We start from the raw sequence: 15,346 nt of genomic DNA, 5'->3' as shown, positions 1-15,346 counted from the left end.
GCCGGGCCAGCCTGCTTTTTCGGCATTTGTCACGCATTTTCACGACGCTCAACCTTGATTTAGCGTCTTGACAGATCACGGTATTTTCACGGAAATGGTCATCCGCACGCTTCCGGGTCCTATCTCTCGATGATCAAATCCGAACTTGTTCAGCGTATCGCCGAGCACAACCCGCATCTGTACCAGCGGGATGTCGAGAACATTGTGAATGCGATTCTCGAAGAGATCGTAGCGGCCCTCGCACGCGGTGACCGCGTCGAGCTGCGCGGCTTCGGTGCCTTCTCGGTCAAGCATCGCCCGGCACGCGCCGGGCGTAATCCGCGCACCGGCGCTCATGTGCCGGTCGACCAGAAGAGCGTTCCGTTCTTCAAGACCGGCAAGGAAATGCGCGAGCGGTTGAACCGCGACCATCCGGATCCCGGCGCGGCAGACTGAGGCCGGCGTCAGGTTTCCCTGCGGTCGCGGCGATGCGGCCGCAAGCTTGATTCAAGGCGAGCGAAGCGAGATGCGAAAGTTCCTGACCGCGCTGATCGTGATTCCGCTGGGCCTGCTCCTGGTGGTCTTCGCCGTCGCCAACCGGCATTTCGTCACCGTCTCCTTCGATCCCTTCCTGTCGTCCGACCCGTCGCTGTCGGTCACCTTGCCGCTGTTCCTGCTTTTGATCCTGGTCGCCGCCTTGGGCGTGCTGGCAGGTGGCTGCGCCGTCTGGCTCGGCCAGCGGCACTGGCGGCGCGCGGCGCGCCGGAATGATGCGGATGCACGGGCTGCCAGGGGCGAACTGGCCGATCTGCGGGCCCAAATGGCTGCAGCAAAGCCCGAGTCCCAGCGCCTCCCCGTCGCCTCGGGGGTCGGCCTTTACGGGCCCATCGGGCGAGACAAGCAGCGCGCGACGTTGTAGAAGCGGCCGCAACCGAAAGCCCTGTTTTCCGGCCGCAGGCCCGCGGCCACCATTCGCTTTGAGACCATGTCCCTGCTCGTCAAGATCTGCGGCCTGTCTACGCCCGAGACGCTCGAGGTGGCGCTCGAGGCGGGTGCCGACATGGTGGGGTTCGTGTTCTTTCCGCCGTCGCCGCGGCACCTGTCGTTGGACGCGGGCCGCGAGCTCGGCCGCCAGGTGAAGCGGCGCGCGCTCAAGGTCGCGCTGACCGTCGATGCCGACGACGCCACGCTCGACAACATCATGGACGCGCTGTCACCCGACATTCTCCAGCTCCACGGCAAGGAGAGCGTGGCGCGGCTGCGCGACATCAAGCAGCGGTTCGGCCGTCCGGTGATGAAGGCGGTGCCGGTCGCCACATCTGCCGATCTCGCCGTGCTGCCCGGCTACGCCGCAATCGCCGACCGCATCCTGTTCGATGCGCGCGCACCGAAAGATGCAACCCGCCCCGGCGGTCTCGGCGCGCCCTTCGATTGGCACCTGCTCGAAAATCTCGATCTGATCCTGCCCTACATGGTCTCGGGCGGGCTTCACGCCGACAACGTCGCGGAGGCTCTCCGCGTCACCGGCGCCGGCGGCGTCGACGTCTCCTCCGGGATCGAGAGCGCCCCCGGCGTCAAGGATCCCGAGATGATCAAGGCCTTCATTCGCGCCGCGCGCGCCAGCCAAGATACAAGCCAAGAGTTGAGTGTCCGATGAACGTCGCCAAACCCAATTCCTATCGCAGCGGCCCCGACGAGCGCGGCCATTTCGGCATTTTCGGCGGCCGCTTCGTCGCCGAAACCTTGATGCCGCTGATCCTTGATCTGGAGAAGGCCTATACCGAAGCCAAGGCCGATCCGGCGTTCCAGGCCGAGATGAACGGCTACCTCAAGAACTATGTCGGCCGGCCCTCGCCGCTGTATTTCGCCGAGCGCCTCACCGAGCATCTTGGCGGTGCGAAAATCTACCTGAAGCGCGAAGAGCTCAACCACACCGGGTCGCACAAGGTGAACAATGTGCTCGGCCAGATCATGCTGGCGCGGCGCATGGGCAAGAAGCGCATCATCGCCGAGACCGGCGCCGGCCAGCACGGTGTCGCCACCGCGACGCTGTGCGCGCGCTTCGGCCTGGAATGCGTGGTCTATATGGGCGCCGTCGACGTCGAGCGGCAGCAGCCCAACGTCATCCGCATGGAGATGCTGGGCGCCAAGGTATTCCCGGTGCAGTCGGGCACGCGCACGCTGAAGGACGCCATGAACGAGGCGCTGCGCGACTGGGTCACCAACGTGCACAACACGTTCTACTGCATCGGCACGGTGGCGGGCCCGCATCCCTATCCGACGCTGGTGCGTGACTTCCAGTCGATCATCGGCAACGAGACCAAGGCGCAGATGCAGGAGGTCGAGGGCCGGCTGCCGGATTCGCTGGTCGCCTGCATTGGCGGCGGCTCCAACGCGATGGGCCTGTTCCATCCGTTCCTCGACGACCCCTCGGTCGAGATCTTCGGCGTCGAGGCCGCGGGCCATGGCCTCACGCAGCTGCACGCCGCCTCGATCGCGGGCGGCCGTCCCGGCGTGCTCCATGGCAACCGCACCTATCTCTTGATGGATGAAGACGGCCAGATCCAGGACGCGCATTCGATCTCGGCCGGTCTCGACTATCCCGGCATCGGCCCCGAGCATTCCTGGCTGCACGAGATCGGCCGCGTGAACTATCTCTCCGCGACTGATGACGAAGCACTCGCCGCGTTCCAGCTGCTGTCGCGGCTCGAAGGCATCATTCCCGCGCTCGAGCCCGCCCATGCCATCGCCAAGGTGATGGAGCTCGCGCCGAAGCGGCCTCGGGATCACCTGATGGTCGTCAACCTCTCCGGCCGCGGCGACAAGGACGTCCCGCAGGTCGGCGACATCCTTAGGGGCAAGAACAAGTGACCACGCGTATCGACACCCGTTTTGCCGAGCTGAAGAAGCAGGGCCGCTCGGCCTTCGTGACCTTCCTGATGGCCGGCGACCCCGATCCGGCGACGTCGCTCGAGATCATCAAGGCGCTGCCGAAGTCTGGCGCCGACGTGATCGAGATCGGCATGCCCTTCACCGACCCCATGGCCGATGGTCCGTCGATCCAGGCCGCCGGGCTCCGCGCGCTCAAGGCCGGCATGACGCTGAAGAAGACGCTCGACCTCGTGCGCGGCTTCCGCAAGGACGACAACGCGACGCCGATCGTGCTGATGGGCTATTACAACCCGATCTACATCTATGGCGTCGATAAATTCCTGGCCGATGCCAAGAGTGCCGGCGTCGATGGTCTGATCATCGTCGACCTGCCGCCGGAGGAAGACGACGAGCTCTGCCTGCCCGCGATGAAGGCCGGGCTCAACTTCATCCGTCTGGCGACGCCGACGACCGATGACAAGCGTCTGCCGGTCGTGCTCGCCAACACCTCGGGCTTCGTCTACTACGTCTCGATTACCGGCATCACCGGTGCGGCGGCCGCGGACTCCTCGGCGGTAAGCGAAGCAGTTGCCCGCATCAAGCGGCACACAAAACTGCCGGTCTGCGTCGGCTTCGGCATCCGCACGCCGGAGGCTGCGCGCGCCATTGCCTCGCATGCCAATGGTGCCGTGGTCGGCACCGCGCTGGTCGATGCGCTCAAGAACAGCCTCGATGTGGACGGGCGGGCAACTGGCAAAACGGTCGAGGCCGTCGCCGAACTGACGGCGGCCCTGGCCCAGGGCGTCAAGGGTGCGCAACAGGCGGCGGAATAGGCCATAATTCCGCTTTTCGGGCGGGCGACACGGCGGCTTGCCGGGCGGCGGCCCGGCCGCCATATATCCCTTCAGGCGATCCGCGAGGCGGGTTCGCACATCGGAGCAAACCATGAACTGGCTTACCAATGTGGTCCGGCCGAAGATCCGCAACATGCTGCGGCGGGAGACGCCGGAGAACCTGTGGATCAAGTGCCCGGATTCCGGACAGCTCGTGTTCTACAAGGACGTCGAAGCCAACCAGTTCGTCATCCCCGGCTCGAACTACCACATGCGCATGGGTGCGGTGGCCCGGTTGAAGTCGATCTTCGACAACGAGACCTGGTTTGACGTCGCACTGCCCGAGGTCACGCCCGACCCGCTCAAGTTTCGCGATGAGAAGAAATACGTCGACCGCATCAAGGACGCGCGCGCCCGTACCAACCTGAACGACGCGATCAAGGTCGGCTACGGCAAGCTCGAAGGCTCCGCCGTCGTCGTTGCCGTGCAGGATTTCGATTTCATGGGCGGCTCGCTCGGCATGGCCGCGGGCGAGGCCATCGTGCGCGGGCTCGAGCTTGCGGTCGAGAAGAATGCGCCGTTCATCGTGTTCGCCGCATCCGGCGGCGCGCGCATGCAGGAAGGCATCCTGTCGCTGATGCAAATGCCGCGCACCACCGTTGCGGTGCAGATGCTCCGCGAGGCAAAACTGCCCTATATCGTCGTGCTGACCAATCCGACCACCGGCGGCGTCACTGCATCCTATGCGATGCTCGGTGACGTGCAGATCGCCGAGCCCGGCGCCCTGATCGGCTTTGCCGGCGCGCGCGTGATCGAGCAGACCATCCGCGAAAAACTCCCCGAGGGGTTCCAGCGCGCCGAGTATCTGAAGGAGCACGGCATGGTCGACATGGTCGTGCATCGCCACGAATTGCGTCCGACCCTGGCGCGGCTCTGCCGCCTGCTGACCAAGGCGCCGGCGCTGGAAAGCGCATCGAAGCCGGTGCAGCCGGTCGCGAGCCCGGCGCAGATCGTATCGGCCGCCGAAACGGCGCCGGCCGCGCCCCACGCGTGAACGCGTCCTCTGACAGCGCAAAGCCGCCGCTCGGCGAATTGATCGGGCGGCTGTCGGCCCTGCATCAGAAACGCATCGATCTCGGGCTCGAGCGGATGCACCGCCTGCTCGCGCGGCTCGGCCATCCCGAAAGCAAGCTGCCGCCGGTGATCCATATCGCCGGCACCAACGGCAAGGGTTCGACGCTCGCTTATCTGCGCGCGACGCTAGAGGCCGCAGGCTTGCGCGTGCACGCCTACACCTCGCCCTATCTCGTCCGCATCAACGAATGCTTCCGGCTGGGCCGCGTCGGTGGCGGCGTGCTCGTCAGTGACGATGAATTGCGCGCCGCTCTCGAAGAGGTCGAGCGCGTCAATGCCGGCGAGGCTGCGACTCTGTTCGAGCTGAAGACCGCCGCGGCCTTGCATCTGTTCGCACGGAATCCGGCCGACGTGGTGTTGCTCGAAGTCGGCCTCGGCGGCCGGCTCGATTCGACCAACGTGATCGATGTGCCGGCGGCCTGCGTGATCACGCCTGTCAGCATGGATCACATGGACTTCCTTGGGTCGACCCTGGCATCGATCGCCGGCGAGAAGGCCGCGATCATCAAGCGCGGCGTACCCGTGATTTGCGCCGAGCAATCGCCGGAGGCGATGAACGCGATCGAGGCGCAGGCCAGGCGCATGCGCGCACCGCTGTTTGCGGCGAACGAAAGCTGGCACGTCAATGTCGAGCGCGGACGTCTGGTCTATTCCGACGATCGCGGTTTGATGGACCTGGCGGCGCCGCGCCTGTTCGGCCGCCACCAGTTCCACAATGCCGGCCTTGCAATTGCGACGCTGCGCGCCGTCCCGGCCTTCAAGGTCAACCAGGCAGCGTTCGAGGCCGGCATCGTCGGCGCGGAATGGCCGGCACGAATGCAGCGCATCACATCGGGCGAGCTGCTCTCTTGGGGACCGCAGGGCTCGGAAATCTGGCTCGACGGCGGACACAATGCCGAGGGCGGCCGTGTCGCGGCGGCTGCGCTCGGCGATCTCGAAGAGCGGGTGTCGCGGCCGCTGGTCGTCATCGCGGGCATGATGGCCAACAAGGATGCTCAGGGCTTTCTCGCCAATTTCGCCGGTCTCACCCGTCACATCATCGCGGTGCCGATCCCCGATACCGAGAACGCGATGCCGGTCGACCGCCTCGCGGACGCCGCGCGCAGCCTCGGCATGCGCGTCGAGCCCGCGCCCGGCATCGAAGCTGCGCTGCGCGCCTTGGCGAAGCTCGCCTACGAGGTGCCGCCGCGCATCCTGATCACCGGCTCGCTGTATCTGGCCGGCCACGTGCTCGCGATCAACGGCACGCCGCCTGCATGAGTTTGCGTAGCCCGGATGGAGCGCAGCGCAATCCGGGATCGTGCCACAAGCGATGAAGGCCCCGGATTTCGCTTCGCTCCATCCGGGCTACGGTGATGAACAATGCGTTTTGCCGCGATTGCCGACGTCCACGGAAACTATCTCGCGCTCGAAGCCGTGCTCTCCGACATCCGCGCGCAAGGCATTGCCGACATCGTCAATCTCGGCGACATGCTGAGCGGACCGCTCGATGTGCGCCGGGCGATCGAGATCCTGATGACGCTCGACGCCGTGCACGTGCTCGGCAATCACGACCGCTATCTGCTCGACCGCGCTCCGGAACAGATGGGCTCATGGGATCGTCCCGCCCATGCACAGCTCAATGCCGCGCAGCTCGACTGGCTGCGCGCGCAGCCGATGACACGGGTGTTCCGAGAGCAGGTCTTCCTGTGCCATGCGACGCCCAATAGCGATGAAGTCTATTGGCTCGACACCGTGCATCCCGACGGCACGGTGGCGCTGTCGCCGCTGGACCGCATCGAGCAATTCGCACAAGGCATCACGCAGTCGCTGATCCTCTGCGCCCACACTCACCTCGCCCGCGCCGTGCGCCTGCGCGACGGCCGGCTGATCGTCAATCCCGGCAGCGTCGGCAGCCCTGGTTACCGCGACAAGCATCCATTCCCGCACGTCGTCGAAGCCGGCACGCCGCACGCGCGTTATGCGATTCTCAAACGCGCTGATGACGCCTGGCAGGTGACGTTCCGGCACGTCGTGTATGATCATGAAGCGATGGCGGAGTTGGCGCGGCGAAACGGGCAGCCTGAACTGGCGAACGCGCTGGCGACGGGATGGATCGGGTAGTTGTGATCTTGTAGCCCGGATGGAGCGCAGCGTAATCCGGGGCCGTCGTCGCTTGTGGCACAATTCCCGGATTACGCTGCGCTCCATCCGGGCTACGGCTAGCTCACTTCAACAACTTCATCGGATCGACCGCTTTCTGCTTCAGCTGCTCGAAGGTGCATTGCCGCGGCGCCTTGTCGGGCCGCCAGCGCAGGATCGAGGTGCCGTGGCGAAAGCGCTCGCCGCTGAAATGGTCATAGCTGACCTCGATCACCAGCTTCGGCTTGAGCGGACACCATTTCGCGGACCGCTCGGTCGACCAGCGGCTCGGCCCGCCCGGCGCGTTGCCGGTGAAGCCGGGCTCGCCAATCAATGCTTCGAGCCGATCGGTCAGATCAGGCTTCTGTTCGGCCTTGATCGCCGAGGTGAAGCCGACATGGTGCAGCAAGCCATCATCGCCATAGAGCCCGAGCAGCAGCGAGCCGACCACGTCGCGGCCGGTGATCTTGTTGGTGGCGTAGCGGAAGCCGCCGACCACGCAATCGGCGCTGCGGAATTTCTTGATCTTCTGCATGCCGTCGCGCGTGCCGGCTTGGTAGGGGAGGTCGATACGCTTGGCGATGACGCCGTCCGAACCGCCGCCGGATTGCGCCAGCCATTTTTTGGCGGTGGCGTAGCTCGTTGTCGACGGTGAAAGACGGAAGATGCTGCCCTTGAGGTTGGCGTTCGCGAACGCTTCGAGCGCCGACCGTCGTTCGATCAACGACTTTCCGGCGAGGTGCTTGTCTTTCGCAGTGGCGAGCAGATCGAAGACGAGGTAGAGCGCCGGCGTGTCCTGCGAGAGCTTCTTCACGCGGCTTGCCGCGGGATGAATGCGTTGCAGGAGCGCGTCGAAGGAAAAGCCTTTGCCGTGCGGCACGACGATCTCGCCGTCGAGCGTGAAACGATCCGCCCTCAGCTTCAACGCGGCGGCAACGATCTCGGGGAAATAGCGCGTGAGGTCCTCGCCGGACTTCGAGCGCAGATCGACGTCGCTGCCGTTGCGCGACAGCAGGCAGCGAAAGCCGTCCCATTTCGGCTCGTACTGCCATTCCTTGCCGCGCGGGATTTCGTCGACCGACCGCGCCTCCATCGCGACGAGAGAGGTCGATCTTCGGGCGCGCTTTGCGGGAGGGGCTGGCAAGGGATGCGGGTCCTACGCTGAACACGCCCCACCAACGCAAAACGGCCGGCTTTCGCCGGCCGTTCTCGAAAATAATCCTGCGCGAGAAGGATCAGACCGCGGAGGTGATCCACTGCTGGAGCTTGGCCTTCGGCGCTGCGCCGACCTGGCGGGAGGCCATCTCGCCGCCCTTGAAGATCATCAGGGTCGGGATCGACATCACGCCGTACTTCGAGGCGGTCTTCGGGCTCTCGTCGACGTTGAGCTTCACGATCTTGACCTTGTCGCCCATCGCGCCGGCGATCTCGTCGAGGGCGGGCGCGATCATGCGGCAGGGGCCGCACCATTCGGCCCAGAAATCGACGACCACGGGGCCGTTCGCCTTGAGCACTTCGGCTTCGAAATCGGCGTCGGAAACCTTGCTAACGGCCATTGGAGTACCTCACTCGGTTGAAAGAATCGGCGCGACCTGGAATCGCGCCCGGGATCATGGGGTCAACCTATGAACGGCTCCTTGCCGGGTCAAGGACGCTCACACCGAGATGAAGGGATGCCAGCGCCGCGTCCAGCGCGGGGGCCGAAATCTCCATATATTCAAGGGCCTCGGTCCAGAGCAGGACAGCCCTGATAGGCTTGTGGGGATAAAGCCTCGATAGCACCGCCCGGTACAGCGCGAGCTGCCGGACATAGGCGGCGGGGGCCTCGGCCACGCTTCTGGGTGCCGCCTGGTTGGTCTTGAAATCGACGATCAGGACCTCCTCGGGGCGAACGACCAGCCGGTCGATCTGCCCCGACACCAGCGCCGGGGTGCCGCCGGGCCGCTCCAATTTGCCGACGATGGCGACCTCGGCCCGGCTGCCGGCGGCAAAGACCGGGGCGAAGCGCGGCTCAGCGATCAAGGCGAGCACCTTGTCGGCCAGCGCGGCGCGGTCGGCCTCGGGCCAGTCCGAGGCATTGCGTGCCATGAAGTCGCGTGCGGCCTCGCGCCGGCGCTCGGCGGCGATGTCGGGCAGGGATTGCAGCAGCCGGTGCACCAGCGTGCCGCGTTGCAGCGCCAGCGCGCGGGACTGCACCGATTCGCCGGTGCGTACGCGGCGGCCCTCTTCGGCCGACTGGCCCGAGGGGCGCACGGGATCCTCGTCGATAATCTCGCGCGGGGCCGTCGCTCGCAGCCAGTCCGGCAAAGCGATTGTCTGGTCCGCCGACGTCGCCGGCGTGCCCAGCGCTGCGACGTCTTCCGGCCGGGCGAATCGCGTCACCTTGCCAAGCGGCGTCTCGATGATCTGCTTGTCCAGGCCCGAGCCGGCGAGGCCGGTGTCGACCAGGTCGTACCAGCTCAGCTTGCGGACGGTCCTCATATTGCCGGGCATGCATCCGCCGACGATCAGGCGGTCGGCGGCGCGCGTCATCGCGACATAGAGCAGGCGGCGATATTCGTCCTCGGTGTCCTCGAGCATGGCCTTGCGCGCCTCGGCGACCGGCTTGGGATCGTCGGCCTTGCGGCCGGCCCAGACCACCACCTCGCCGCCATTGCCGCGCGGCACGTGGATCAGCCGCAGCCGCTGCGAATCCGCGGGCGAGGATGTCGTGTCCACCATGAATACGACGGAAGCCTCCAGACCCTTGGCGCCGTGCACGGTCATCACCCGCACCTCGTCGCGCGAGATCTCCATGTCGCGCTTCACCTCGGTGTCGGCCGAACGCAGCCAGGCCATGAAGCCTTGCAGCGAGGCCGGCGCCTTGCGCTCATAGTTCAGCGCCAGCTCCAGGAACTCGTCGAGCGCGTCGTTGGCCTCAAAGCCGAGACGGCGCAGGATGCGTGCGCGGCCGCCGTCGCCGCCGAGCAGCCAGGCGTAGAATGCGAACGGCGTCTCCTCGCGCGCGCGGATCTCGCAGGCTTCCAGGCGCCGCAATGCCGTAGCGAACTTCTCGCTTCCTGCCGCATGCTCGCCGAGCGCACGGCGCAGCGATCCCTTGCGGTCCCAGGCAAGCGTGAACAGGTCGTCGTCATCGAGCCCGAACAGCGGGCTCTTCAGCGCCACCGCGAGCGCGAGATCGTCCTGCGGCAGCAGCAGCGCGTCCGCAAGGTTCATCAGGTCGATGATGGCGATGTGTTCGGTGAGCTTGAGCCGGTCGGCGCCGGCGACCGGGACGCCAGCGTGCTTCAGCGCCTGGATCACGGCGTCAAAGGCATTACCGCGCCGCCGCACCAGGATCAGCATGTCGCCATAGCGCAGCGGCCGCCGTTCGCCTTCGTGCCCCGTCAGCGTGCCGCTCTCGACCAGGTGCTTGATCTCGGCTTGGATGCGGCGCGCGAGCTTGACCTCGGGGCTGGTGACGGCGACGCCGTCGAACGGCGCGCGCCAGCCCTCGATCTCTTGCCTGTCGTCGGCCTCCGCGAGATCCCACAGTTCGACGACGCTCGGACCGGCATCGCTGAGCGAATTGTGTAGAGGGTGGCCAATGTCGATCGAATGGATGCTCTTGTAGATCTGGGGATCGCGGAAGACGTGGTCGACCGAATGCAGGATCGCGGCGCCCGAGCGGAACGAATAGGTGAAGGCGACCGGATCGAACTTCAGTCCGGCCGCGGTGAACTTGCGGTCTAGCTCCCGCTTGCGCGCGTCGAATTCGTGCGGATCAGCCCCCTGGAACGAGAAGATTGATTGCTTCTCGTCACCGACCGCGAAGACCGTGCGGTTCAACCCCTCGCGCGCGCCTTCGCCTGCGGTGAATTCGGAGATGATGTGCGCGACGATGTCCCATTGCCGCGGGCTGGTGTCCTGGGCCTCGTCGATCAAAACGTGATCGACGCCGCGGTCGAGCTTGTAATGCACCCAGCCCGAGGAGACGCGGTCCAGCATCGCCAGCGTCTTGTCGATGAGGTCGTCATAGTCGAGCAGACCGCGCTCCTGCTTCTCGCGGCGGTAGTTTTGGGCGGCAGCGGTCGCGATGTGGAGCAGGGCCGCGGTGCGGTCGCGAACCGTCACAGCGCGACGCCTTTCGATCAGAGCGTCGAGCCGCTGCGCCTCGTGTTCGAATAGGTGAGCGACTGACGGATGGTCTTTGCAAAACTGTTTGGTTAGCAACGTCTTGCGTGGTTGCTTCTTTTCATCGGTGAGAAAGACCCCGAGATAAGCATCGACTTGCGCGCCGCCTGAGAACGCTTTTGCCGAACGTAAGCAATCGGCCTGATCCCGCTCAGTCTTGTTGCCGCCATCGAGTGCGAGAACAACTTCGTCCCAGCGTGACCGCGACAGGAACGGACCGTCGAGAATCTCCGTCTCAACGTCCTCGATGCGGTCGCCGGCGTCGACGCCGAGCACCGCAGCCATCTGCGCCGCAGCGGCTTCGGCATTGCCGGCCTCGTCGGTCCAGGCCATGAAATGATCGCGGCTGAGACACGCCTCGCGCACGACCTCCTTGAAGGTGACGTCGGCGGCGCTGGCCATCGCCGTCAGCAGCGCGCGGCCTGTGATGCTCTCCGGATCACGTGCGGCGTCGAGCAGCACCTTCAGATTGGCGCGCTCCATCATGTCGGTCTGGTCGCGCTCGTCGATCACGGCAAAGCGCGCCGGCACGTTGGCCTCGAACGGGAATTGCTGGAGCAGGCGGGTGCAGAGCGCGTGGATGGTCTGCACCTTCAAGCCGCCCGGCGTTTCCAGCGCACAAGCAAACAGCTTTCGCGCCTCGCGCCGCAGTTTTGGGCTGGGGTAGGGAATGCCGACGGCGCGAATGGCGGCGTCGAGCCCGGCATCGTCCAGCGTCACCCAATGACCGAGCGTGGTGAACACGCGCTCGGCCATGTTGGCGGCGGCGGCCTTGGTGAAGGTGATGCAGAGGATCTTTTCCGGCGGCACGCCCGACAGCAGCAGCCGGATGACACGCTGCACCAGCACATGCGTCTTGCCCGAGCCGGCATTGGCCGACACGAAAGCGGAGGCGGTCGGATCGGATGCGCGCGCCTGCCGCGCACGCACCTCGTCGGGGATGGGGCGCGGCGCCTTCACCATTCCTCGATCCCCAATCCACCGGCCGCAGACCATTCCTTGATCCGGGCAAGATCGTCATAGGTGCCGTAGCGGTTCGCCCACATCGGCAGGTTCAGCGAGGTGTACGGCTGGTTCTCGTCCTCGAAGGCGCGGATCAGCGCCTCCAATTTGGCTCTTGCGTCGGCGGCGGCAGTGTCCGGCGGAATTGGCTCGTCACCTTTGTTTACCTTGAGCTGGAGGATGCGCTCTTCCCCGGCCGGATTGTTGCCGCTCAGGCGGACATAGACGAGCTGGCTGACCGACGCACCGGCGTCGATGTCGGGAAAGCCGCCTTCGCGCAGGATCGCGGCTTCCAGCGTCAGCTGCGGTGACAGCCCCATGCGGACCTGCTTGTCGCTTGGCGGCTGCCCGGTTTTGTAGTCCAGGATGGCATAGAAGCCGCCCTTGCGGCGCTCGATGCGGTCCGCGCGCGCGGAGAGGCGGAAGCTACGCGTGGTGTCGAGCGTGATCGAGATCTCGCCGTGGGTCTCTGCCGTGATGGCCTCGATCGCATCGCGCCGCGCCGTCTCCCATTCACCGAACCAGCGCGCGATGCGCTGGAAGCGCGGCCACCACAGCGCCCGCGCCTCGGGGCGCTCCAGCAACGGCACAAAATACTTCTCGCCGATCTCGCGCAGCACGCGGGCGGGATCGTCGGGCAGGCGTGCCGCATAGGTTTCCGTGAACTCGCCGAGCGCATCGTGGATCGCCGAGCCGCGATCGGCGGCCGAGAGCGGCATGTCGACCGGATCGAGCGCATCCAGCCGCAAAATGTGCTTTGCGTAGATCGTGTAGGGATCGCGCAGCCAGTCCTCGATCGCGGTGACGGACATCTTGAGCGGCCGCGTCGCGCGCGGCGGCCGCGGCTCCGGCTGCTTGATCGGCCTGACCTCGTTGGGCTGGTCCAGCGCGCCCGCGAACTGCACGTATTTTTCGCCGGCGCGAACTGCCGCCTTCCAGAGCTCGTCGCCCGCCACCGCCTCTAACCGGTGCAGGAAGCGCGACGCCACCGCCGGCGCGCCGCCGGCCTTGGCGGAATGGGTGAGGATCACCTCGTCGCCGCCGAGCAATTGCGCGAAGTCGTGCGCGGACAGGCCGATGCGGCGCTCGGGCAGATCGAGACCGAGCTCGTGCCGCATTGGTCGGCTGAGCCAGGGATCGATGCGTGGGGCCGGTGGCCAGACGCCCTCGATCAGGCCGCCAATGATGATGCGGTCGGCCTGCATCAGGCGCGATTCCAGGGGGCCGTAGATTTGCAGCCGCGCGCCCGGCCTGTCGCGCCGCCGCACGGCGCGATCGCCGAACGCGGTCTCGAAGACATCGGGATAGTCAGGCAACGGCACCATCAGCCCGCTGGTCGTGCCGCCGCGCAGCAGATCGTCAAAGGCGCTGGCGAGGCCGAGGCCTTCGCGCTCCTCGAAGGCGAGCGGAATGCCCTGCTCGTCGCGCGACAGCTCGATCATGATCTCGCGATGCCGGTGCGCGAGCTCGGCGAAGTCATACGGTTTTGACGAGGCCAGGCTCTCGATCGGCGCCAATGCTTTTTGCAAGGCATCGATCAGCGCCTGGATGCGATCGAGATCCTCGGCCTTGAGACGTGCGCGCGGCTCGGCCTTGTGGAGCGCGGAGACCTCGCTGCGCCATAGCTTCGCCAGCTCGTCGCGAAAGCGGTTGAATTCGCGCAAAAGGCCGGCCGTGCCGGCGGGTGGGCGCGTGCCGCGCAGGACCGCGAGCTCGAGTCCCTCGATCGCTGCCTTCCACGCACTGGGCGCGCGGCCGAGCCGGCACAGCGGATGCTTCAGCATCGCCAAGAGCGTCGGCGGCTCCAGGCCCTTGGTCGCGGCCTCTGCCGCCAGACGGGCAAAGACGCCGGCGGATGTTTCCATCAACACGTCGCCGCCGGAATCGTCGAAGGCGAGATCCCATCGCGTCAGCGCAGCCATCACCCGCCGCGCCAGCGCGCGATCGGGCGTCACCAGTGCCGCCGATTTGTCGAGATGCCGCGCCTCGCGCATCGCGATCGCGATAGCGAGCGCCTCCATTTCAGGGTTGGGGGCTTCCACGACCGTCAGGTTCTTCATGCCGCCGGCGATCTTTGCCGCGACATCCGGCTGCTTCAGCCGGTCATGCCAAATTTCCGTCTTGGCCGACGGCCGCATCGATTCGGATGCGAGCAGATCGCGGCCGCCTTCTGCCGGCGGCTGGAGAATCTCGACGTCGCTGCGCTTGATGCCAAAACGCTGCAACAGCGCGTGCATGGCATATTGCGGATGGTTCGAGGCCGGATGCTCCGCGAATTGGCCGAGCGCATCGCGCACGCCGCCGATGGTGCGCCAGGCGTCATCGTCGAGATCGGTATCGAGGCCCGGCAGCACCACGGCGCCATGTGGCAGCGATGCGACCGCATGGAGGAATTTTGCGGTGGCCGGCATCGAGCCGGTTGAACCGGCCGCGATCACCGGCCCGCTCGGATGCGCGGTCAGCCGCCTGGCTTCCGCCGCGATCAGGAGATCGCGCCGCGCTGCCGGCTCGATCCGTTTGATCTCGGCGAGATGGCTGGGCCAGGCAATGCGCGCGATGCGCAAGAATTCGAGCGAGTGCTGCCAGTAGCGGTCGAGGTTATCAGGCACGAGACCATCGAGCGCGCTCCAGTCGACGCCTCGCGTCACCATGTCATCGATCAGGCGCGCGAGGTCGCCCGCCAGCGCCAGTGTCGAAGCTGGGCCGCCAACCACCAGCGGCGCCAGCACCGGGCCCTTGGCCCAGGCCGCCACGAGCTGCGCCAGCGTCAGCCGCCGCTCGAGCTCGCCGAGCCGCGGCGGAATGTCGAGTGGCGTCGCGCCGGAGAACTGTTCGCCCTCGTCGGCGAAGGCGAGCTCGTCCTCGTCGATGTCACCGAGCGCGACGATGCGCGGCAGCACGACCGCATCCACCTTCATCTCGTCGAGGAAGATCTCGCGCACCACGCGCATCGCGCGCCGGGTCGGCAGATACAGCGTGGCATCGGCCAGCCGCGCCGGCTCCTTACGCGCCTCGAAGCCATCGACCAGCCGGCCGTCGAGCAGGGCCGCGACGACCGTGCGCAGGAACGGAACTGAGATGGGAACGCTGAAAACGCGCATGAGCTGCCTGATTCGGGAATCAGGCGCCAATATAGGGAGGCGAGCTCAAATGGTCATGGGTGTGGGCGAGGTCTTCCCCGCTGTTCGCGATGCTGGAACAGGTGTCGTAGGGTGGGCAAAGGCGCGCTTGCG

Annotated in this window: 12 protein-coding genes; 8 read left to right on the top strand and 4 right to left on the bottom strand. The window is 66.2% G+C overall.

What is annotated here, in order from left to right; all coding sequences use genetic code 11:
- Window positions 1-129: 129 nt before the first annotated feature.
- The 8 genes from BLV07_RS08095 (at window position 130) to BLV07_RS08060 (ending at window position 6,920) form a co-directional block, all read left to right on the top strand.
- Window positions 130-435 carry an integration host factor subunit beta gene (locus tag BLV07_RS08095; RefSeq protein ID WP_008539997.1) on the top strand — a complete coding sequence of 102 codons (306 nt, stop codon included), beginning with the start codon at window positions 130-132 and terminating at the stop codon, window positions 433-435.
- Window positions 436-505: 70 nt separating this feature from the next.
- Window positions 506-898 carry a LapA family protein gene (locus BLV07_RS08090; protein ID WP_091883014.1) on the top strand — a complete coding sequence of 131 codons (393 nt, stop codon included), beginning with the start codon at window positions 506-508 and terminating at the stop codon, window positions 896-898.
- 66 nt (window positions 899-964) lie between these two features.
- Window positions 965-1,636: a phosphoribosylanthranilate isomerase gene (locus BLV07_RS08085; RefSeq protein WP_091882319.1), complete on the top strand. Its 672-nt coding sequence runs from the start codon at window positions 965-967 to the stop codon at window positions 1,634-1,636.
- Window positions 1,633-2,850: a tryptophan synthase subunit beta gene (gene trpB, locus BLV07_RS08080; protein ID WP_091882316.1), complete on the top strand. Its 1,218-nt coding sequence runs from the start codon at window positions 1,633-1,635 to the stop codon at window positions 2,848-2,850. The genes BLV07_RS08085 and trpB overlap by 4 nt, the downstream gene beginning before the upstream one ends.
- The gene (gene trpA, locus BLV07_RS08075; protein ID WP_091882313.1) at window positions 2,847-3,683 is read left to right on the top strand and encodes a tryptophan synthase subunit alpha; all 837 of its coding nucleotides are present in this window, start codon (window positions 2,847-2,849) and stop codon (window positions 3,681-3,683) included. The genes trpB and trpA overlap by 4 nt, the downstream gene beginning before the upstream one ends.
- 112 nt (window positions 3,684-3,795) lie before the next feature.
- The gene (accD, locus tag BLV07_RS08070; RefSeq protein WP_091882310.1) at window positions 3,796-4,737 is read left to right on the top strand and encodes an acetyl-CoA carboxylase, carboxyltransferase subunit beta; all 942 of its coding nucleotides are present in this window, start codon (window positions 3,796-3,798) and stop codon (window positions 4,735-4,737) included.
- On the top strand, window positions 4,734-6,077 hold the full coding sequence (locus BLV07_RS08065; RefSeq protein ID WP_091882307.1) for a bifunctional folylpolyglutamate synthase/dihydrofolate synthase: 1,344 nt from the start codon (window positions 4,734-4,736) through the stop codon (window positions 6,075-6,077). The genes accD and BLV07_RS08065 overlap by 4 nt, the downstream gene beginning before the upstream one ends.
- 102 nt (window positions 6,078-6,179) lie before the next feature.
- On the top strand, window positions 6,180-6,920 hold the full coding sequence (locus BLV07_RS08060; protein ID WP_091882303.1) for a metallophosphoesterase family protein: 741 nt from the start codon (window positions 6,180-6,182) through the stop codon (window positions 6,918-6,920).
- A gap of 103 nt (window positions 6,921-7,023) precedes the next feature.
- On the opposite strand, the gene BLV07_RS08055 is transcribed toward BLV07_RS08060, so the two are convergent.
- The 4 genes from BLV07_RS08055 to addB form a co-directional block, all read right to left on the bottom strand.
- Window positions 7,024-8,031, bottom strand: coding sequence for an ATP-dependent DNA ligase (locus BLV07_RS08055; RefSeq protein ID WP_091882300.1), 1,008 nt, complete (start codon window positions 8,029-8,031; stop codon window positions 7,024-7,026).
- Window positions 8,032-8,173: 142 nt separating this feature from the next.
- On the bottom strand, window positions 8,174-8,494 hold the full coding sequence (trxA, locus tag BLV07_RS08050) for a thioredoxin (RefSeq protein ID WP_008540017.1): 321 nt from the start codon (window positions 8,492-8,494) through the stop codon (window positions 8,174-8,176).
- 67 nt (window positions 8,495-8,561) lie between these two features.
- Window positions 8,562-12,074 carry a double-strand break repair helicase AddA gene (addA, locus tag BLV07_RS08045; protein ID WP_176945407.1) on the bottom strand — a complete coding sequence of 1,171 codons (3,513 nt, stop codon included), beginning with the start codon at window positions 12,072-12,074 and terminating at the stop codon, window positions 8,562-8,564.
- On the bottom strand, window positions 12,068-15,214 hold the full coding sequence (addB, locus tag BLV07_RS08040) for a double-strand break repair protein AddB (protein ID WP_091882294.1): 3,147 nt from the start codon (window positions 15,212-15,214) through the stop codon (window positions 12,068-12,070). Before addB ends, addA begins: the two co-directional genes overlap by 7 nt.
- Window positions 15,215-15,346 lie beyond the last annotated feature (132 nt).

This window comes from Bradyrhizobium sp. Rc2d, assembly GCF_900099855.1.
Classification (GTDB): Bacteria; Pseudomonadota; Alphaproteobacteria; order Rhizobiales; family Xanthobacteraceae; genus Bradyrhizobium.
The sequence above is the reverse complement of the archived record's forward strand: the minus strand, read 5'-3'. Positions and strand labels throughout refer to the sequence as shown.